The organism is Helicobacter vulpis (genome assembly GCF_003660395.1).
GTDB lineage: Bacteria > Campylobacterota > Campylobacteria > Campylobacterales > Helicobacteraceae > Helicobacter > Helicobacter vulpis.
This window is the reverse complement of record NZ_QXQT01000011.1, coordinates 1-20,171: the sequence shown is the minus strand read 5'-3', so window position 1 is coordinate 20,171 and position 20,171 is coordinate 1. Positions and strand designations below refer to the sequence as shown.

The 20,171-nt window shown below is 48.7% G+C and carries 19 protein-coding genes and 1 pseudogene; 13 read left to right on the top strand and 7 right to left on the bottom strand.

Translation table 11 applies throughout. The features are described from left to right. Nucleotides 1-12 precede the first annotated feature (12 nt). Nucleotides 13-453 (bottom strand): annotated as a pseudogene (locus EAO38_RS09470) (5-formyltetrahydrofolate cyclo-ligase); the annotation flags it as partial. Nucleotides 454-526: 73 nt separating this feature from the next. Here EAO38_RS09470 and greA point away from each other — a divergent pair. From greA to EAO38_RS04880, 9 genes are all read left to right on the top strand, one after another. Next, nucleotides 527-1,018, top strand: a complete 492-nt coding sequence (gene greA / locus EAO38_RS04920; protein WP_121021675.1) for a transcription elongation factor GreA — start codon at nucleotides 527-529, stop codon at nucleotides 1,016-1,018. Continuing rightward, nucleotides 1,005-1,436 (top strand): dUTP diphosphatase, encoded by a 432-nt coding sequence (dut, locus tag EAO38_RS04915; RefSeq protein WP_121021673.1) that lies wholly within the window; start codon nucleotides 1,005-1,007, stop codon nucleotides 1,434-1,436. Before greA ends, dut begins: the two co-directional genes overlap by 14 nt. Continuing rightward, nucleotides 1,436-2,047 (top strand): hypothetical protein, encoded by a 612-nt coding sequence (locus EAO38_RS04910; protein WP_121021671.1) that lies wholly within the window; start codon nucleotides 1,436-1,438, stop codon nucleotides 2,045-2,047. The genes dut and EAO38_RS04910 overlap by 1 nt, the downstream gene beginning before the upstream one ends. Continuing rightward, on the top strand, nucleotides 2,044-3,240 hold the full coding sequence (locus EAO38_RS04905; RefSeq protein ID WP_235852522.1) for a hypothetical protein: 1,197 nt from the start codon (nucleotides 2,044-2,046) through the stop codon (nucleotides 3,238-3,240). Before EAO38_RS04910 ends, EAO38_RS04905 begins: the two co-directional genes overlap by 4 nt. Then, nucleotides 3,237-3,851: a type III pantothenate kinase gene (locus EAO38_RS04900; RefSeq protein ID WP_121021669.1), complete on the top strand. Its 615-nt coding sequence runs from the start codon at nucleotides 3,237-3,239 to the stop codon at nucleotides 3,849-3,851. Before EAO38_RS04905 ends, EAO38_RS04900 begins: the two co-directional genes overlap by 4 nt. Then, entirely contained in the window at nucleotides 3,842-4,531 is a 690-nt protein-coding gene (locus EAO38_RS04895; RefSeq protein WP_121021667.1) for a sulfite exporter TauE/SafE family protein, read from the top strand. Before EAO38_RS04900 ends, EAO38_RS04895 begins: the two co-directional genes overlap by 10 nt. Before the next feature lie 11 nt (nucleotides 4,532-4,542). Beyond that, on the top strand, nucleotides 4,543-5,049 hold the full coding sequence (locus tag EAO38_RS04890) for a D-glycero-alpha-D-manno-heptose-1,7-bisphosphate 7-phosphatase (RefSeq protein ID WP_235852521.1): 507 nt from the start codon (nucleotides 4,543-4,545) through the stop codon (nucleotides 5,047-5,049). A gap of 71 nt (nucleotides 5,050-5,120) precedes the next feature. Next, nucleotides 5,121-5,789, top strand: a complete 669-nt coding sequence (plsY, locus tag EAO38_RS04885) for a glycerol-3-phosphate 1-O-acyltransferase PlsY (protein WP_121021732.1) — start codon at nucleotides 5,121-5,123, stop codon at nucleotides 5,787-5,789. A gap of 8 nt (nucleotides 5,790-5,797) precedes the next feature. Continuing rightward, nucleotides 5,798-6,136, top strand: coding sequence for a dihydroneopterin aldolase (locus EAO38_RS04880; RefSeq protein ID WP_121021663.1), 339 nt, complete (start codon nucleotides 5,798-5,800; stop codon nucleotides 6,134-6,136). A gap of 20 nt (nucleotides 6,137-6,156) precedes the next feature. Here EAO38_RS04880 and lpxB read toward each other — a convergent pair whose 3' ends face one another. The 6 genes from lpxB to EAO38_RS04850 are packed head-to-tail and all read right to left on the bottom strand — an operon-like array spanning nucleotide 6,157 to nucleotide 13,885. Next, on the bottom strand, nucleotides 6,157-7,260 hold the full coding sequence (gene lpxB / locus EAO38_RS04875; RefSeq protein ID WP_121021661.1) for a lipid-A-disaccharide synthase: 1,104 nt from the start codon (nucleotides 7,258-7,260) through the stop codon (nucleotides 6,157-6,159). After that, the gene (gene mua, locus EAO38_RS04870; RefSeq protein ID WP_205588350.1) at nucleotides 7,257-7,862 is read right to left on the bottom strand and encodes a nickel-binding protein Mua; all 606 of its coding nucleotides are present in this window, start codon (nucleotides 7,860-7,862) and stop codon (nucleotides 7,257-7,259) included. The genes lpxB and mua overlap by 4 nt, the downstream gene beginning before the upstream one ends. After that, nucleotides 7,859-8,203 (bottom strand): hydrogenase/urease nickel incorporation protein HypA, encoded by a 345-nt coding sequence (gene hypA / locus EAO38_RS04865; RefSeq protein ID WP_121021659.1) that lies wholly within the window; start codon nucleotides 8,201-8,203, stop codon nucleotides 7,859-7,861. The genes mua and hypA overlap by 4 nt, the downstream gene beginning before the upstream one ends. An 8-nt stretch (nucleotides 8,204-8,211) precedes the next feature. After that, a complete protein-coding gene (gene flgE / locus EAO38_RS04860; protein WP_121021657.1) occupies nucleotides 8,212-10,368 on the bottom strand; it encodes a flagellar hook protein FlgE in 2,157 nt (718 codons plus the stop codon). Nucleotides 10,369-10,407: 39 nt separating this feature from the next. Continuing rightward, complete coding sequence (locus EAO38_RS04855; RefSeq protein ID WP_121021655.1) at nucleotides 10,408-12,324, bottom strand: motility associated factor glycosyltransferase family protein; 1,917 nt, start codon at nucleotides 12,322-12,324, stop codon at nucleotides 10,408-10,410. A 16-nt stretch (nucleotides 12,325-12,340) separates the two neighbouring features. Next, nucleotides 12,341-13,885: a flagellin B gene (locus EAO38_RS04850; RefSeq protein ID WP_121021653.1), complete on the bottom strand. Its 1,545-nt coding sequence runs from the start codon at nucleotides 13,883-13,885 to the stop codon at nucleotides 12,341-12,343. A 107-nt stretch (nucleotides 13,886-13,992) separates the two neighbouring features. On the opposite strand from EAO38_RS04850, the gene topA reads away from it, so the two are divergent. From topA to feoB, 4 genes are all read left to right on the top strand, one after another. Next, complete coding sequence (gene topA / locus EAO38_RS04845; protein ID WP_121021651.1) at nucleotides 13,993-16,275, top strand: type I DNA topoisomerase; 2,283 nt, start codon at nucleotides 13,993-13,995, stop codon at nucleotides 16,273-16,275. Further along, nucleotides 16,275-17,192, top strand: a complete 918-nt coding sequence (locus tag EAO38_RS04840) for a radical SAM protein (RefSeq protein ID WP_121021650.1) — start codon at nucleotides 16,275-16,277, stop codon at nucleotides 17,190-17,192. The genes topA and EAO38_RS04840 overlap by 1 nt, the downstream gene beginning before the upstream one ends. A 29-nt stretch (nucleotides 17,193-17,221) precedes the next feature. Beyond that, complete coding sequence (locus EAO38_RS04835; protein ID WP_121021648.1) at nucleotides 17,222-17,674, top strand: DMT family transporter; 453 nt, start codon at nucleotides 17,222-17,224, stop codon at nucleotides 17,672-17,674. A gap of 131 nt (nucleotides 17,675-17,805) precedes the next feature. Continuing rightward, complete coding sequence (gene feoB, locus EAO38_RS04830; protein WP_121021646.1) at nucleotides 17,806-19,707, top strand: ferrous iron transport protein B; 1,902 nt, start codon at nucleotides 17,806-17,808, stop codon at nucleotides 19,705-19,707. Nucleotides 19,708-20,171 lie beyond the last annotated feature (464 nt).

The window sequence follows — 20,171 nt, the reverse complement described above, 5'->3', positions numbered from 1 at the left end:
GATTTTGCGCGCGATAAAAATGATAGGCATTGTAGGTTGGTGGGCAAAAAAGGTGTCGTAGTAGCCCTTGCCAAAGCCTACGCGTCTGTGTGTCCTATCCATACCTAGTACGGGCACGATCGCTAGGTCTAATTTGGCGCATGCCAGTGAGGGCGCGGGCTCTAAAATATTATAAGCCCTGCGTTGCAAGGGGAGGCGATAGGGGGTGGCGCGCAAGCGCCCCTGAGCCAAGGTAGGCACAAAAACCTTCAGGTGGTGTTGGCGCGCCCACACGATCAAGGGCATCACATTGGGTTCATGGGCAAGGGGGCAAAAGAGCAAAATGCGTTTGCAGAGCTTGAGATGGGGCTGGAGTTGGGTGGTGATTTTATGATCTCTAATATCCCAGCCTTGTTGTTTGAAAAGCTGTTGCTTGCACCACTGACGAAATTCTGCCTTGTTAGGAGGTTTCATGGCGCGCATGCTAGCACAATCGCCCCAAATTAAGCATGCTTGCTATATAATGAGCCCTTTTAAGGAGAATTAGATGAAAGAACCTATGAGCATGTATGGCTATGAGAAAATCCGTACTGAACTCAAACGTCTGAAAGAAGAAGAGCGCCCCCAAATCGTTAAAGAGATCGATCGCGCCAGAGAACACGGAGATTTGAAAGAAAATGCTGAGTACCACGCAGCCAAAGAAAAACAAACCTTCATTGAGGCGCGTATTAACGATCTAAGCCGCGTTTTAGCCAATGCCCAAGTCATTGACCCCTCCACTTTGAGCCACCAAAAGGTGAGTTTTGGGAGCACGGTAAAGATTCTCAATTTACAGACAGACAAAGAAGTGAGCTACACCATCGTAGGGAGTATGGAGAGCGATCCAGCGCGCGGGTTGATTTCTTGCAGCTCGCCCATTGCCAAGAGTTTAATGGGACACCAAAAGGGCGATGAAGTGAGTGTACGCTTACCCGCTGGGGAAAGTGAGTTTGAAATTTTGGACATTTGCTATCAAGACATCGCTTATGCCAAGAGTTAAGATTCAAAAACTCCACCCCAAAGCGCGCATCCCTGCCTACCAGAGTAGCGGCGCAAGTGGGTTTGACTTGCACGCTCTAGAAGCTTTGCAGATCGCCCCTAGTGCGGTGGCTTTAGTGCGTACGGGTTTGGCTGTGAGCTTAGAACAGGGTTTTGAATTGCAAATTAGATCGCGTAGTGGGCTGGCTTTGAGAGATCAGATTGTGGTGTTGAATTCTCCGGGTACTATTGATAGCGACTACCGGGGCGAGTTGCAGGTGATCTTGATGAATCTCTCTAGGCGCGTTTTTAGTATCCAACCCGGGGATCGCATTGCCCAAGCGATCCTATGTCAGGTCTTTAGTGCCCAATTTGAGTTAGTAACCCAATTAGAGACCAGTGCGCGCGGGTGTAAAGGGTTTGGGAGCAGTGGGATCTAATGGAAATCAAGCAAAATCTCAAGCAAGTCCAAGAAGAGTTTAAAAGCGATGAAAAGCTCTTGGAGAGTGCTTTTAGACTGGAAAAATTTTACCAAAAGTATAAATTTTGGCTTTGGGCTTTGGTGGGGTTGGCTCTGCTTTGGTGGGGTGCGGTGCAGTTTTTAGAGCATAGAAAAGCCACGCATGTCCAAGAGGTTACCGCTTTGTATAATGAGGTCCTGCAAAATCCTAATAATTTGGCTTTATTGGACAAACTCCAGCGCACTGCCCCCAATCTTTACAGCCTGCACGCTTACGCGCGCGCGCTTAAAGAGAAGAATCTCAAAGCCCTTAAGGAATTGAGCACTTCCTCTAACACTGTGGTGAGTGCTCTTGCGCGCTACTATAGCGCCTCTTATGGCAGGGATTTAAAAGCCTTGCAAGGGCTTAAGCTAGAGGGCTTGCAAGATTGGATCGCTTTGCAACAAGCCTACTTAAGCCTGCAGGCCAACCCCAAAAGCGATGTTGGAGCGATTCTAGCCCCCATCACCCCTAGCTCTAGTCTCTACCAAATCGCCTCTTTGCTAAGGCATTATGGCGTGGTACAACCTTCTTCTAAGGATGTCAAGTGAGTTTGAGGATTTTTTGGCTGTTGATCGCGTTGTTATGTCTGGGCTGTGGGTCTAGAAAGAACTTTGAACCGCCTAAATCCAAAATCAAAGGTGCGTTACGCTTCCAGTATACGCTCAAAGACCCCATCACTTTCACCAACCGCTATGGGGCGATCTTAAAAAACGGAGGTGTGATCGACACCCAAGGGGTTACCCCCTTGAAACTCACCAAAAAGGAGTATAAAGAAAGTTCTTTCCTTAACCAAAGTCAGGATTACTATATTTTGGCAGAGGATTGTTGGCGTAGCCATAAACAAAATGGCCCCAAACCCAAGAAAACAAAAGAAGTAAAATTAACCCAACAGGAGGCTCAAGAGGAGATCGTAGAGAATATCGAATCTATAGACGAACAAGTGGTACTCAAGGATCGTTGCCACCACTTGGAATTAGTCAGCACTGCTTTAAATGCCAAACCCTCCATCCTCATCCCCATCGACACATACCCTTTGAGCGCGAGCGTGAAGGGCAAACGCCTAGCGGTGGTGATGTCGGACAATTCGGCCAATATCTATGACATCGCCACGCGTAAACTCATTTTCAGCGAAAAGGGTGCTTCTACTACCGCGATCAACTCCTTAATGGCTGCTCCTGTGTTTTTGGACACGGTAGTGGTTTTCCCCATGTTAGATGGGCGGCTCTTAGTGGTGGATGTGAGTGGGGACACGCCTAAGGTAGTACGCAACATTGTACTCAATAGCGAGAAATTCTTCAACAATGTGATCTATTTGAGAGTGGATGGGGAAAATATGTTTGCGGCCACGGCTAAAAAGCTCGTATCCATTGTCTCTGGGCAAGAGTTTAGCTTTGATGCGGATATTGTAGACGTGCTCTACAAAAATAACCATCTCTACGTGTTGACTTTGGACGGGCAGATCTTAGAGATGGATCGCACGCTCAACGATCAGAGCATGGGAGTTGTGAAATTGCCTTTTGCAATGTTGACAAGCCTAGTGGTTACGGATAAAAAGCTTTACACTTTGGAGAAGCGGGGCTATTTGGTAGAGGTGGATTTGGATCATTTTGACGACTATAGGGTGTATCGGCTTGACAATGTTTCCAAGAACTGGGGTGGGCGTTTGGATAAGATGAGCTTTTACACTGGGGATAAGATTTACTACGATCGTTACTACATAGATTTGAGTCATAACCCATGATCTTATGTGATATTGGGCATAGCGCCCTGCATTTCTACGATGGCAAGAAAATCTGGCACCGCACGCCCCAAACTTTGGAGCCCTTCACCCAGCCGCTACACTATATCAGTGTCAACCCGGCCTTTGAGAGTGCTTTGTTAGAAATCTGTCCGCGCGCGCATAATTTAGAACCCTGTGTCAGGCTCAAAAGCGCGTATCAGGGCTTGGGGGTGGATCGCAAGGTGGCCTGTTTAGGCTTGGGGGATGATGGCGTGGTGGTGGACGCTGGGAGTGCCATCAGTGTAGATGTAATGGAACATGGGGTGCATGTGGGCGGGGTGCTTCTACCCGGCTTTAGGGCGTACCAACAAGCCTTTAAAAGCATCTCAGAGGTGCTAGATCACCCTATCAATGTCCGCGTGGATTTACAAACCCTGCCCCAGAGTACTGCGCAGGCCTTGAGTTTTGGGACGCTTAAAAGTGTTGTTTTGCTACTCCAAGAGCTCATTGGAGAAAGACGCGTGGTCTTTACAGGGGGTGATGGGAAATTTTTGAGCGCATTTTTCCAACGAGGGGTGTACCACAAGTGGTTGATCTTTGAAGGCATGCAACGCGCACTAGCATGGAATTAGCCCTGTTATTTCTTAGTGCGTCTGTGATGTCCTTAGGGCATTGTGTGGGGATGTGCGGGGGGGTGGTGTTGGCCTACACACAGGCTAAATTTCACACCTCCACCCCCCTAAAAAGCCAAGTACTAGGGCATGTTCTCTACAACTTAGGGCGTATTAGCACCTACATGATCGCTGCGCTCATCGTGGCCTTTTTAGGGCACACTCTTTTGGATAGCATCGCCCAGCACAGCGCGATCGCACGCGCCAAGTTGCAGGGTGGGGTGATCATGGGCGTGGGCGTACTGGTGATTTTATTGGCCTTTGGTTTTGTCTTCAAATGGCATTTAAACATGACTTTATTCTCTAAATTCTTTAAGGCCACCTTGGGGAGTGCTAAACTCTCTAGTTTTTACGCGCTAGGGTTGCTCAATGGGCTCTTACCCTGTTCACTCGTCTATTATTTTCTGCTCAACGTTTTGGACGCGCCCAATCTTGCTAGTGCGCTGGCCACTATGCTAGTACTCTCTCTAGCCACCTTTGCGCCTTTATTGGCACTGGGTCTGTGTTCTGGGCGTTTGCTCAGTGCAAAAGCCCTTTTTGCTAAACTCGCCTTTGTACTGATGTTGTGTTCTGGGGTTTATGATCTCTACAAGGGCTTTCATATGTGGGTGGGGCACACCCACCACATGGCAGGGCATTGAAACAAAGGGCGTTGTTTTTGGACCGCGATGGGGTTATCAATGTGGACAAGGGGTATGTGTGCCGCATCGCAGATTTTGTGTTCATGCCAGGTATCTTTGAACTCTTGAGCGTGGCTAAAGCGCAGGGGTTTTTACTCTTGCTAGTTACTAACCAATCTGGGATTGCTAGAGGGTATTATAGCGTGCAAGATTTTTGGAACTTGAGCGCGCATATGCAAACGTGTTTGCAAGCTAAAGTGGGCTTTGGATTGGATAAAATCTACTTTTGCCCCCATGCCCCTCATACTTGCGCCTGTCGCAAACCCGGGTTAGGCATGCTCGAACAAGCCTTGAGGGATTTTGATCTCAACTTAGGCCAAAGTTGCATGCTGGGCGACAAATTTAGCGACATGCAATTTGGGCTCCAGGGAGGGATAGGCCTTAATCTTTGGCTGGAGGGCTCTATAGAGAAGGCAAATTTCCAAAAGCTAGTTTGTATCAGCGATCTCAAGCAAGCTTTAGGGTTTTTAAAAGACTAAAGGGCTTGCTAACTGGAGATGTTAATTTTTGGTTATAATGGGGGCTTTAAAGGGTGGTGATGGAAAAGATAATAGAGGGTCTTTTGACATTTCTGAGCAATATCAATGTGGTCTTGTATCTTGTTGGGTACTTCGTGGGAGGGATTCCCTTTGGGTATTGGATTCTCAAGGTATTTTACAATGTGGATATTACCACACAGGGCAGCGGGGGGATTGGGGCGACCAATGTAGTACGCGTGATGAACACCATCGATCCCAACAAGGCAAAAAGGTTAGGCACGGGTGTGTTGGTATTGGACTTGCTCAAGGGGGTGTTTTGCGTACTGGTAGCCAAAATCGCGACTCTGAGCTACGAAGCGCAATGGATGGTGGCGCTTACAACGATCTTAGGGCATTGCTACTCTCCTTTTTTAGGCTTTAGGGGGGGCAAGGGTGTGAGCACCACAATGGGCGCAGTGCTCTTGCTCATTCCTGTGGAGAGTTTGATAGGTTTAGCTCTGTGGGCTTTTGTGGGTAAGAAACTCAAGATATCGTCTTTGGCTTCTATTGCGGGTGTGGGTTTGGCTACTTTACTCTTATTTGTCCTCCCTGCCGTGCATGTGAACTTACCCGCTTCCATCGATATTTACGCACAGGTGGGCACGCCCACGCCCATGGTGTTGATTTTTCTCTTCACGCTTTACAAACATTGGCCAAATTTGTTTAAACTCTTCAGCGGGCAGGAAAAGAAGATTTTATAAGGATGGCCATGACCCTACTCATAGAGAATTACCGTCTAGACGCGCGCATTGGTACCCAACAGAGCGAACAGGAACACCCCCAACCCCTGATCATTGATTTAGAGGTCAGCTACCACTACAGTGGTGCGCAGGCTTATCTAGACTACATGGATATTTTAGAAGTGGTGTGCGATAAATTTGCCACCACCCCCTACACACTCTTAGAGGAAGCCCTAGAAGAAATTGGCGCGCATCTCAAACAGGCCTTCCCTAGTATCACCCAAATTGCTATGGAAATCAAAAAGCCTCAAGCCTGTCAACGCGCCCTAGTTGGGGCTAAAATGCGTAAAATTTTTGAAAATTCTTAAAGGCGCGCAGGATCGTGCATTTAAGGCTCTGCATTCTGAAAAAACCCAGCGGTCTTGTTTATTGCGCGTTCTTTAATCCATTCTGACACACGCTGCGCGCTCCCGGTATGAAGATAGGCCCGCAGGCGTTGGGCTTCCCGTACAAAACGAGCGCGATCCATCTTGGCATAGGCCTGCAAGAGATTTTGTGCATGCAGATCGTGTTGGATGTACTCTGGGTGTAACATGGTCTTGCCCCTGCCCGGGCTCTCTTGGTGCAAGGCGTTGTAAAAGATATTGGCCAATCCAATACAAGTGAGTTTGACCAAACGCTTGGCGATGAAAAAATCCAAAGCCTTTGCCTTATAGGCGAGTACAAAGGGTGTGCCGATCAAAGCGGCCTCCAAAGTGGCCGTTCCGCTACAAATAAAGGCAAATTCGGCCGCATACAGGCTTTGGTGGGCGTTATAGGAGATGTCAAATAAATCGACATCCTTGCCATAGAGATTTTCTAAATCGCTCCCCTTTAAACTGGCCGGCACCACCAACACACTCTTGGTTTTAAGCGCGCGCGCCACCTGTACAAAAATGGGGAAGATCGCTGCGATCTCTTGGGAGCGACTCCCTGGCATGAACACCACGCCCTGGCCCTGCGCTTGGATTTTGTAAAGGGGGATTTCATCTAAGAGCGGATGCCCGACATAAGAGGCCTTGTGTTGGTAATAGCCCAACTCAAAGGGCAAAATCGCCCCCAGTTGATCGCAATACTTCTCAATAATGGGAGCGCGATAAGACTTCCACGCCCACACTTGGGGGAGAATGTAGTAGATAATGGGTTTATGGGGGGTGTGGGTTTTAATGCGCTTGGCTAGGGGGATGTTAAACGAGCTAGAGTCCATCAACAAGATCAAATCGGCTTGTTTGGAGAGCGCATGCATTTGGCCCAAGGCCTTGTAGAAAAACCACAGCTTGAAGGCGACTTCTTTAAACCCCATGATAGAAAATTGCTTGGGGCTAAAGAGGGGTTTGTCCCCGGGCTCTAGCGCGTCATAAACCCCCAACCACTCAATACCTTTAAGATGGGTGCGCAGGGCTTTTAAATGCACATTTGCGCTCACTTCTAACGCGCTGACTAACACCCTCAGGGTTTGTCCTTAGAAGTGGGGTCTTCTAGGTATCCATTCGCGCTCAAAAAGTCCTTAGTCTTGATGTCCCTAAGCTCAATTTTGAGCGTGCTATTCTCTAGGTCTAGCTCAAAAATGCGATCTTTGAGCGCGCGGTTCTCACGCAGGAGTACGCGGTATTTGCGATAGAGCTGATCGCCAAAAAAGCGCTTGGCTGGGCGCGCTTTGGCCACAGAGCGATCTTTAAGGTAAATCTCTACAAAATCCACAGGTTGGGGCAGGAGTTCTTCATCTTGGGCCTGATCTAAGAGTTCTTGCTTGTGCTTTTGCTGGGCCACTAGATCGCGTTGCACCTTGTGTGAAAAGAGTTCTTGTTGGATCACCTTGATTTCTTCTTTTTTACTTTGCTGGCGGTTTTCTAGCTCTTTGAGATGGGTTCTAGCCTCTAATAACTCCGCGCGCAAATCCTTGAGTACCGCCCTAGCCTGCGCGATCTCATTTTCATACACCTGTAATTCTTCTTGAAACTTTTGGCGTTCTTCTTCAAAAAGGCGTACCACCTCCCATTTTTCTTTGATCTCGGGGGCTTTTTGGATAAATTCTTGAAAGATCGAATCTTTCATACCATCTCCAAAGAGAGCAAGGTCATCTGTGTCCCCTTGCTGATACGCACCTTCCCCCCGCATTTCTCACATGCCCCATACTCTAAGCTGGGCGGCACAAAGACATGCCCACAGGCCAAACAAGTCAATTCGACCTTCTCCTCCACAATCTCTAAGATCGCGTCCTTGCATAGCTCTAATTCTTCTTTAAAGGTTTCAAACGCGCTCACAAAGAGTTGTTTGTCCATCGCGCAACGCTCCCCGATACTCACCACAACGCGCTCGATCTTGCTAGCATGGTGTTTTCTGGCGTGCGCTTCGCACAAATCCATCAAAGAAGAGATCACGCTATATTCATGCACATGTCGCCCTATTGTTTGAGGTTGAGCAAGGTGTTGAGAATTTGATCAGAGGTGGTTACGGCCTTAGAGTTGGCTTGAAACCCGCGTTGCACCACGATCAAATTGGTCAAACTCCGACTCAAATCCACATTGCTAGACTCCAATTTAGAACCAGACACCCCGCCTCTTCTGCCCGTATTGGCCGCGCCAATCAAGGCCTTGCCCGAGTTGCCCGTTTCAGAAAACACACTCCCCCCTATGGCCTGCAAACCCGCATCATTGGCAAAATTGGCCAAGGCCACTTGCGCGAGGGCTAGGGTTTTGCCATTGCTAAAGGCCCCTAATAAAGAGCCGTCATTGTCAAAACGCACATCCATCAAATCCCCAGCCTGGTAGCCATTTTGTTCAATGGCATAGGTTTCAGAAATCTTATCCACACTGGTGATCCCATCAAAGCCACCCGCTGTGCCCATGTTGAGCGTGATTCTCTGGGGCGCGTCTGAGCCGTTCTTGGGGTCAAACTGCAAAACTGGGGGGTTCATGCCCGCCAAAGAACCATCTTTATTGAAGTGCAAACGCCCCTCTTCAAAGACATTGGGGCGTGTGGGCGAGCTGCCCACAAGCTCTCCAGGCTCGGGCACAATGGCGCGAAAATGCCATTCAGCCTCCCCACTTTTGAAAAACTCTAGGCGCAAGGTGTGTTTGGTGCCCAAGCTATCCACCAAATCAATGCTGCTTGCATGCGTGGCGTGGCTGAGTTTAGAAGTGGCCGTAGACACCCCCCCCTCAATGAGGGAGGCGGTGTTGAGCGCGCCCATGGTCTTGCCAAACAAGACATTCTTAGTAACTTTTTTAGAGGCGTAGTTGGTTACAAAGATGCTCAAATCCTCCCTAGTGGGGTTACCATTGTCCTTATTGGTGATCTCAAACATCCCATTCTTATTCACCACCACAGAGACAGAAGCCGCCGAATCCTTGTAATTGCCTTTGAGCTTGGGATCTTTGACGATGTTAGCATCTCTTTGCATCAAGGCACGCAAATCATCTGTTGTTTTAAACTGCCCTGTGGCTAGATCTGGCTTAACCCCCTTGGTGTAGCGGTATCTAAAGGCCGTAACGCTTTGCTCGCCCTTAGCAAATTTGGCAAATACCCCCGTGCCCGCCCCCGTGATGACGATGTTTTTGACATGTTCATCGCCCTCCATGTTATTCTTATTCTCTAGGCGCAAGGTGCCATTGTCAATATAGGCCTCTACCCCTGTTTTGTCCTTCACTGCGTTGATCGCATCTTGGGCGGCAGAGAGACTAGAGATTTTGCTGATGGTGGAGTCGTTGGTAAAAGAGATCTTAGTGCCATTGAGCTCTAGGGTGCTATTGGTCTTGGCCACATCAATTTCTTTATTCATGCTCGCGCTCTTATAGCTCACCCACACCCCCTGATCTTCATTGAGCAAGAACGCATCCCCATCTTCATTGAATAAAGACCCCATGTCTTCGGCTAATTGGGTCAAGTTGGTTGAAGAATCGTACTGGGGTTTCACGCCATCAGAGGGGGTTTTGCTTGAAGAATCCAACATAAAGATATTCCCAGTCTGATCGGCATGGCGGCCTGCGTTCAAATTCGCACGCATGGAGATCTTGCTACTAGATCGTGCGGGCATGACCATGCCCGGATCGATGCGGATATTCTGTAGGGGCTTGGTGTTGTCAATTTTGAGCATGTCTGTTTCACTCCCCTTAGAACCCATGTCTTTAGGGTCGCGCACCCACCCCTGCACCACATACCCCCCCGTGGTCACCAAACTCCCCTCCGCGTCAAATAAGAACTCCCCACTGCGCGTAAAATTGCGCGTAACCCCTCGATCAGGGCTGATCACAAAGAATCCATCGCCCTCAATGGCTAGGTCTGTTTTGACATCGGTGTTTTGCAAATTGCCTTGAGAAAAGATTTTTGTGGTCGCGTCCACGCCCACACCCAAGCCCACAGAAAAGTCATTCTGCCCAGCAAGGCCATTTTTATAGGGGGCGGTGGCGATGAGCTTGACTTGAGAGAGCATGTCTACAAAGGACGCGCGAGAGTATTTAAAGCCCGTGGTATTCACATTGGCGATGTTGTTGCTTTCAATATCTAAAGCGATTTGGTGGGCTTGCATCCCATTCACGCCAGACCATAGCGAACGGAGCATGGTGATCCTTTAATCAAAATTGCTTTTTGAAAGCAAAGATCATTCCCTATTATCCCAAGTTTGCAAAGCCTCCTCTAAAACTTCCTTAACACAGGTGATCCCCCCGGCTAGACTAAAGAGCCAGTATTTATGGGCATAAATCCATTCTAATTGTTTAGCCTGTACATCTTCTTGGGTGAATGTGGGTTTGACCACGATCTTAGCGATGTCTAGTTCTTGGTGAAAAATATAAGACTGGATCGCATCGTTAAAGCACTGGTTGAATTTGACCTCTTCAAACAAGCCCTTGAGATCGTCGATCTTTTGGCTCAAGTCTTCAATGCGCTTTAAATCTAACTTTTCTAGTTCTTGCTTGGCGTTGAGTGCCTCGATCTCCTCTAAAAATGCCATCACTTCTAAAAAAAGCGCTTCGATCTTTTCCTTGCACTCTTGGGCATAGGCGATCGCCTCTAGGCAAGTCTCTCTTGCCCCTTCTAGCCATTGCGCGCTTTGCTCTGGGCTTGGAGGGGTGAGTTTTAGGAGGGGTTTTTCTTGCGTTGAAACCAAGTCCGCTTTAATGCGTGCAATCGCTTCTTTAAAGGGAAGTTCTAAAGTGCCCCTAATTCTAGCCCCGCCCTGCGTGGCGTTGATCACCTCCAAGTTATAGGGAGTGTGGTAAATATCCTTTTCAAAGAAATCTAAAAAGAGTTTCCAAACGCGTGTGCTCTCCACCTGCCCCTGCCCCCCATAGGCTTCAATGAAAATTTTCTCTCCCTCCTGCTTGGGCTTGATCTCTTGTGCCCCATAGATCGCCCCGTGCGCATGGCTCTCCCCGCTGGGCGCAAAGCTCAAATCCTGCCCGATAAACACACAGCGCTTAAAGCGCGCATGCACCACGAGCTCATAAGCCATGTTGGCTGCGCTCATGCCAATGCCCAAATAGCCATATTGGTGCAAGTTAAAGAGACTGGTATAACCAAAGGGGCGCAAACTAAATTGAGTGGTGCCCTTGCTAATGGCTTGGCGCAATGTAGGGTGTACAATGGAGGTGAGTGCAAAGATCACGCCTTCTTGCGCCTCTTTGGGGGTGTCTTGGTAGAATTTGGCACTCGCTTCCACACGCTCTAAAGAAAAGACTAAATCAGGCTTGATCCCATGCGTGTACAAAATAGGAAAAGACGCGTCAATGCAAAAAAGCGTGGCATAGGGGGCGATCTCTTTGAGCAGGGGGAGTTGTTTATTTAAACTAGGTCCGGTAGAAACAATAATGGCGGTGTTGTAATGCGCGTTGCGCGCTTTGAGCACTTCTACAAGATGGATCAAAGTGGGGGTTTGTACCACAAAGGGCAGATTTTGTACATGGTGCTTGATCCCCACAATGGCATCTCTAGCGTCATTGCCCACCCCGATCACGGCGTTTTCTAGGGCTTTGATGAAGTGTTGGTTGATCTGGGTAAAGTCTGACTCATAGCGTTCGTAATAGGGGTGAGCAATGATGAGCTCATAGACTTTAGCGTAAATTTTAGCGTGCTTGTCCATTAAAAATAGCGAGGCGATCAAAGGGTAATTGCACGCACTGCTATGCAATAAGATAAGCCGATCGCTTTGCATTTCTTCGCTGAAGTCTAGCAAATTCAAAATGATGAAAATAATCTCTAACTCCGGCTCGATCACCACAAGGCGTTTGAGTTGCTCCAAGCCCAAAAACAAGCGCATGAGCATCCCATTGCCCGCGCCATAGAAATAAAGATAGGGGATATAGGCGTAAGTCTTTAGCTCTTCAAAACGCGCCAAATTCTCCTTTAAGGGCTTGTGGGCAAATAAGGGCGTGTTGGTAGACACATCTACAAGATTAAACGCGTCTTGTTGTACAAAAACCTCGTATTTGAGATTGCTCTTGAGCTTAGAGAGCTCTAGGGCGAGCAGGGGGTCTTTGCGTTGCAAAACCCCTAGATTTTTTTCATAGATATTAGACAAGCCTAGCCCACCCCCTCTATTGCAAGAGTCTCAAGACATTTTGTTGCACTGCATTGGCTTGCGCCATCGCAAAGCTTCCGCTTTGGGCTAGGATATTGTATTTAGAGAAGCTTGCACTCTCTTCAGCAAAATCCACATCGCGGATTTGCGATTCGGCGGCCTTCACATTCACTTGGGTTACAGAGATGTTGTTGATCGTAGTAACCAACTCCATCTGTACAGAACCCAAGTCTGAGCGAATCTTATCTAGCTGGATGCGCGCGCTCTCTGCCATATCCATCACCATCATCGCCCCGCGCAAGCTAGTAACCCCAGCCCCAATGCCCTTAAAGTTGAAGGCAGCTTGGGCGGCGTTGGCGTTCCCTCCGCTCGCGCTAGCCGCATTGGCATCAAAAACCCCGCGGATATCTTGCAAATTCACCGTATATTCTGCCACGCCTTGGGCGGAGTGTAGCCCCACATGGCTAAAATTCACCCCGCTGACGATGATGTCGCGCGCGTCTTCTTTAGTTAGAGTCAAACGCCCCACAATGGCGTGCGCCTTGCCTGAGATGCCCCTAAAATTCCCCCCCCCAAAGACATGTCCAGAAGCGCTATCTGCATGCACAGAGATCGCCCGTCCGTCTGTGGAACGCAAGTTGATGCGCCCTTGAATATCCGTATAGGCCTCTACCCCCGTGCGCTCTTTAACAGAGTTGATGGCGTTGATCAAACGCCCGTCTCGGTCATTGTGTTGGACATCATTCACATTCCCAATCAACACCCCATTAATGGTTAAACCTCTCACCGTGCCAGATTCTACAGAGTTTTCTCCCGTGCCTAACACGATGGCAGTGGCGCGCACGCCCAAAGTGCTAGAGTTTTTGTTGATCACATTCACCAGCGCGCCTAGCCCCGTGCCCGCGCTCGTGGAGATCTTCACAGACTCCAATTTAAAATCGTTCACCGCGTCCGCCTGTTTGAACTTGAGCGTAACCTCTTGGAGGTTGTTTGCGCCCGCGCTCACCTCCATGCCCCCCCTATCCATCGCGGAGGTTTCAAAGCGTACATGCCCGATCTTATCTGAGCCCGTAGGACCAATAGAAGCCTTGATCGTGGTGTTAGAATAGGCCCCGATCTGAAACTCTTTATTAGAAAAGCTCCCGGCCAAGAGTTGTTGCCCATTAAAGCTCGTGGTGTTGGCGATATTGTCCAACTCTTCTAAGAGGCGTAAAATATCGCTTTGCAACGCCTTTCTGGTTTCAGCGGTCTGTCCATCTTGAGCGGCTTGTACCGCTTTTGTCTTGACCGTGTCTAAGATTTTGATCTGCTCATCCATTGCCTTATCGGCGGTTTGTACCACCCCGATGGCATCGTTAGCGTTTTTCACCGCCTGTCCCAAGCTCGCGCTTTGACTTCTCAAGCTATCTGCGATTGCCATCCCTGATGCGTCGTCTGCAGCTTTATTGATGCGCAAGCCTGAACTCAATTTTTCTAAAGAGGTAGAGAGATCGCGGTTGTTGCGTACCCCGATGGTGTGCGCGTTCAACGCGGCGACATTCGTATTGATTCTAAAACTCATCTTTGCATCCTTTGCGATAATATGCCCACGCAAAGCAATAGCTATTCCATGTTTACATCTAATCCATGCACCAAAATAGTTTATAATGCGACAAAAACGAGGTATTTATGGGCAAACACACCAAACTCATCATTGTAGAATCCCCCACCAAAGCCAAGACAATCGCGCATTTCTTGGATAGCAGTTATGAAATCATCGCCTCTAAGGGGCATGTGCGTGATCTAAGAAAGTACGCCATGGGCATTAGTGTACAAGAGGATCGATTCATCCCCAAATACGCGGTGGATAAAGACCACGAGGCGATTGTAGCCCAAATTGTGGCGCGCGCCAAAGCCGCCCAACAAGTCTACATCGCCACAGATGAGGACCGCGAGGGGGAGGCGATTGGCTACCACATCGCCTATCTCATTGAGCAGGCTGGGCATAAATCCCAAGACTCTTTAAAAGAAATACGCGCCCTAGAGGATCAAACCCAAAGCACACCTCCGCATAACCCTATCTTTGCCTTCCCGCGCATTGTCTTTCATGAGATCACCAAATCGGCTATTTTGCACGCGCTCAAACACCCCAAAACCCTAGATGTGCACAAAATCAACGCCCAATTAGCCCGTAGACTCTTGGATCGCATCGTGGGCTTTAGCTTAAGCTCTTTATTGGCTTCTAAGATTTCTAAGGGCATGAGTGCTGGGCGGGTGCAAAGCGCTGCGCTCAAACTCATCGTGGATCGCGAACGCGAAATCCAAGCGTTTAAACCCCTTACTTATTATGAGATTGAGGGGACGATCGCACAGGTGCGTGTGAGCTTGCAAAGCTACCAGCATGAAAAGCTCAAAAAACAAGCTCTTAGGGATTCTCAAAAAGCCTTAGACATGGTGGCTAGCTTGCGCGATCAAGACTACCAAGTCCAAGCCATTGAGACCAAAGAGAAAAACACCCCCACACCCCCCCCTTTCATGACCTCAACCCTCCAACAAAGTGCCTCTAGTCAGTTAGGCTATAGCCCCTCTAAAACCATGAACATCGCCCAAAAACTCTATGAAGGGGTGATGACCCCCCAGGGGGCTAGTGGGGTGATCACCTATATGCGTACCGATAGTCTGAACATCGCTAAAGAAGCCATAGAGGGCGCGCGCGCCTTCATTGAGCAGACTTATGGCGCGCTCTATGTCCCCAAGAAGCCCAAAAGCTACACTTCTAAAAACAAGAGCGCTCAAGAAGCCCATGAGGCGATCCGCCCCACTAATTTAGCCTTCACCCCCACCATCGCTAAGGACTATCTCAAACCCGAAGAGCACAAGCTCTATCGCCTGATTTACCAACGCTTTTTAGCCTCGCAGATGAGCGATGCGCGCTTTGAAAACCAAAGCGTGTATTTTGCCCATGAAGAGTTAGGGGCAGTGTTTAAAGCCAACGGGCGTAAATTGCTCTTTGAGGGCTTTTACAAAGTCTTTGGCGATGTGGATAAGGACATGCTATTGCCCGCTTTCACACTCCATCAAGAGGTGCGTTTAGAGAGTTTAGAAGCTAGAGAGTGCCATACAGAGCCCCCCGCGCGCTACTCAGAGGCTTCTTTGATCAAAACCCTAGAGAGTTTGGGGATCGGACGACCTAGCACCTATGCGCCCACCATCGCCCTCTTGCTCAGTCGGGATTATGTCGCCTTGCAACAAAAACAGCTCACCCCCACTTCTAGCGCCTTCAGTGTGATAGAGATTTTAGAAAAACACTTTAGCGAGATCGTGAACGCCACTTTCAGCGCGGGGTTAGAAGACAAATTAGACGCGATCGCTAGCCACCAAATCAGCTGGCAAGAGATGCTCTTGAATTTCTATACGCCCTTTATGCGCCAAATTGAAGAGGGCAAGAGTCAAATTGTCTCTCAAAAAGTGAGTATTCCTACAGGGGAGTTGTGCCCCCAATGTGGGGCGGATTTGGTGCAAAGAGTGGGCAGGTATGGCGCGTTTGTGGCGTGTAGTGGCTATCCTAAGTGCAAATACATTAAATCAGAGGAGGAGCGCACAGACTTAGGCGTGTGTGAGAAGTGTGGCGCGCCGATGGTGAGCAAGAGAGGGCGTTTTGGGGAGTTTATCGCCTGTAGCGCATACCCTACTTGTAAAAATATCCGCAATACAGAAACTAAAGACACCCCTCCCCTTGCCAAATGCCCGCAATGTGGGGGCGATGTGCGCGCCAAAAGGGGTAGAAGGGGCGTGTTTTATGGTTGCGACAATTACCCTAGCTGTAAATTCATCTCCAATTACAAGCCTGATTCTAAGCCATGTGAGGCGTGCGGAGGGTTGCGCGTTTTGAAAGAGTATAAGAAAAAACCCAGTGTGTTAGAGTGCTTACAATGCCACGCCCAAGAGGCAATCCCAAGTGAGGGCGCGTGATGGGGATTGTCTTTGGTCCTTTAAAATCGCGGCGTTTTGGTTGGTCCTTGGGGATTGATTTAAGCGGGGAGAACAAGCAATGCAATTTTAATTGCGTGTATTGCGAGCTCAAGGCGCACAAGCCTGTAGATAAAATGGCGCATGTGATCCCCCTGCCAACCCTCTTAGAGGCGGTGCACACAGCCCTAAACGCCCACCAAAACACCCCCCTAGATGTGCTCACCACCACCGCTAATGGCGAACCCACCCTCTACCCCCACCTCTACGAATTTATCGCCCAACTTAAAATCCCCCCCGGGGGACCTAAAACCTTAATTTTGAGCAATGGATCGCGTTTTGGCGAGCCTGAGGTGCAAAAAGCTTTGTTGCGCTATGACATGGTGAAGTTCTCTTTAGATGCCGCTTTGCGTACAGCGTTTAAGAAGGTGGACAAGCCCAGTCGTGCTATCCATTTAGAACACATCTTGGAGGGGATTGCAGATTTTAGCGCGCGCTATGCGGGCATGCTAGTGGCTGAGGTGTTGTTGGTTAAGGGAGTCAATGATGACTTAGAAAATATCCAAGCCATCGCGGCCTTTTTGCGCCAAATTAAGCCCGCACGCGTGGATTTGAGCACCATTGATCGCCCCCCCTCTCACCATGTTCAACCCTTGAGCGCTGAGGAGCTTTTGGCGATCGCCGTGCAATTTGAGGGCTTGAGTGTGAGTTTAGCCCTGCGCACCCCCCCCTCTAACACCTTTCTTGTAAAGGCATTAGAATTGCCCGCCTTCTTGGATTTATTGGCGCGCCGCCCCTTGAGCGTGGAGGAGGCATGCTTTTATCTACCCACCCACACCATGGAAAGCTTACGCCAAAGAGGAATCGTGGAGATTAGAAAAATTGGGGCTGTGGATTTTTACTACTTAGGGCGTACATAAAGCCCATCTAAAGATTTTAAAGGAAGAAGATGTTCTATGCTTTCGCACTCTTAGCAGGAATGGCGTTGTCTTTGCAAGCACCCATCAACGCTGCATTAGCTAGAGACATGGGCGGGCTACCTGTCTTTGCAGCGTTTTTTTCGTTTTTTGTGGGTACTTTGTGTCTGTTGGTTTTAGCCCGCGTGTTTCATCAAATTCCCAGTGGAACGCTCAAGCTCTTATGGCATCAAGAATGGTGGAAATACATAGGGGGGATATTGGGGTCTTTTGTGGTGTTCACCACGATCATCAGCGCGCCTAAAATAGGATTAGCGCCCATGCTTGTCTTTTTGCTCGTGGGGCAGTTGTGCATGGGCTTGTTTTTAGATTCCATCGGAGCATTTGGATTAGTGCCCAAAACAATTAGTCTATCTAAGGTCATTGGGCTGGGAGTGATCATTGCGGGGATTTTTATCTTTTTTTATAAGGATATTTTCAAGTAAGGCGCAATAACCATCATTTATAAAGAATCCTGTGTGCTTGTATTCCCATCTCTTAGGGAATGTTTAGGCTTACACGCTATAATCCGCGATTGATTTTTAGAATTATAATTAGCTCTAAAGGAGTTGAGTCTATGGAAGAGATTATAGTCGCGTTGGTAGGGCAGCCCAATGTGGGCAAGAGCTCGCTTCTAAATGCAATCAGTGGGGCGCATTTGAAGGTGGGCAATTTTGCTGGGGTTACGGTGGAAAAAACCCAGGTGAGTACTACCTATAACAACACTAAAATTACTATCGTCGATCTCCCCGGTATTTACGCGTTAAATGATTTCACTATCGAGGAAAAGGTCAGTCGGCAATTTTTAGAAAACGAGCGCTTCGATTTAATTTTAAACGTGCTAGATTGCACGAATTTAGAGCGCAATTTGAATCTAAGCACCCAGTTGCTCCACACACCCCATAAGGTGTTGATGGCCCTTAACATGTGGGATGAAGCCCAAAAGGAGGGCTTGCAAATCAATGTAGATGCGCTCTCTAAAGATTTAGGAGTCCCCTGCATCCCCACTTCAGCGCACGCGCATTTCAATGTCGATCTGCTTTTAGATCGTCTCATTAGCTTGCACCGCAACGCCCAAACCTCTAAGGCACACGCCCCCCTCTCCAAAGAAGAAGTTTTTGAGTTTTGTCATAAGCTGGCCAGAAAAGTTACGCGCCACACACAGAGCGCGCCCGGGTACACCCAACGCATCGATTCCTATTTGATGCATCCTATCTATGGTGTGCCCATCTTCTTAGCCCTCATGTTTGTGGTGTTCTTCTTGAGTTTCTTGGTTGGGGGTACACTGCAGGGCTATGTGGATGATGGGTTTGCCTTCCTAAGCGACACCATCAAGACACATGCCCCCAACGCCCAAATTGGCTCACTCTTGGGCGATGGGATCATCGGGGGCGTGGGGGCGGTTCTCTCTTTCTTACCCTTGATTGTGGTGCTATATTTGGGGATTTCCCTTCTTGAGGCCACGGGGTACATGAGCCGCGTGGCGTTTTTATTAGATGGGGTGTTCCATAAGTTTGGTTTGCATGGAAAGAGTTTTATCCCACTCATCACGGGCTTTGGGTGCTCTGTGCCTGCTTATATGGCCACGCGTACCTTGCAAAACCAACACGAACGCTTAATCACCCTCTTTGTGATCGGCTTTATGAGTTGTAGCGCGCGTTTGCCCATTTATGTACTCTTTGTGGGCTCGTTTTTTCCCCAAAAATACGCCAGCTTGGTGCTCTTTTTGATCTATGTGCTTGGGGCGGTGGTGGCGCTCTTGATGGCAAAATTTCTCAAACTCAGCGTTTTTAAAGGGCAAGAAGAGTCCTTTGTGATGGAAATGCCCAAATACCGCATGCCCAGCCCCAAAGTGATTTGGTATAGCATCTACACCAAATCGCTTTCCTATCTCAAAAAAGCAGGCACTTACATTTTGGGCGGGGCGATTCTCATTTGGTTTGCCTCTGCCTACCCTAGGGATACCCAAATGTTAGAGAAGTACCAAGCCCAACAAGCGCACCTTGAGGCTAGCTCTTTAGAAGCCAGTGCCAAACAAGAAGCTCTAGCTAGCTTAGAAGAGAAAAAACAACAAGAGATTTTAGAAAATAGCTTTGTGGGGCGTGCGGGGCGCAGTATTGATGGACTGTTTAAGCCGATGGATTTTGATTGGCGGCTTTCTATTTCCTTAGTAACGGGTTTTATGGCTAAGGAAGTGGTCGTCTCTACTTTAGGTGTGCTTTACGCGCTAGGGGACACCAGCCAAGAATCTAAATCATTCCGTATGGCGCTCAAAAAACATGTGAGTGTGCCCTCTGCCATCGCCTTTATCGTCTTTGTGATGTTTTATATCCCCTGTTTTGCCGCCACAATCACCTTTGGTAGAGAGGCCGGGGGAATTAAATTTGTGCTTTATTTATTTGTTTTCACTACAGCGGTTGCCTACGCTTTTTCTTGTATCGCCTACTATGCCACTTGGCTAGTGGCGGGTCTGTTCTAGCGCGCGCATGCAGAGATACTAACCTCAGGCGTGATCGTAGGTGTTCAACCCCCCTTCAACATGGTTTAAAGGGGTGTTTTTAAGCGCGCTATGTACTCTTAAGTGAAATTCTTTAAAGTGAAGTGTTCTGCTTGGGACTTTACCCGGCGCGCACTCGCAAACTTTTGCCGGCTCGTGCAATGGGTGCAAATCCTTCTGATTTACACCGGCTTGGGACTTACCACCCCAGCGCGCAAACGGGTTTAAGCGGGGTAAAGACCCAAAGACGCTCTATTCGTGCTTGCTCGTCTATATAAGGCTTGGCGCGCGCAAACGCCTAAAACCATCCTGCTTTTAGGCGGCGCGTCTGATTTTACCCGGCTCGTGCAAACGGCGCGAGTATTCTACTTGCACCGGCTCGTCTGCGCTTGCTAGCTCAGTAGCGCAAAAACCCGTACTCCCACACTTTGGGGGTGATTTGCCCT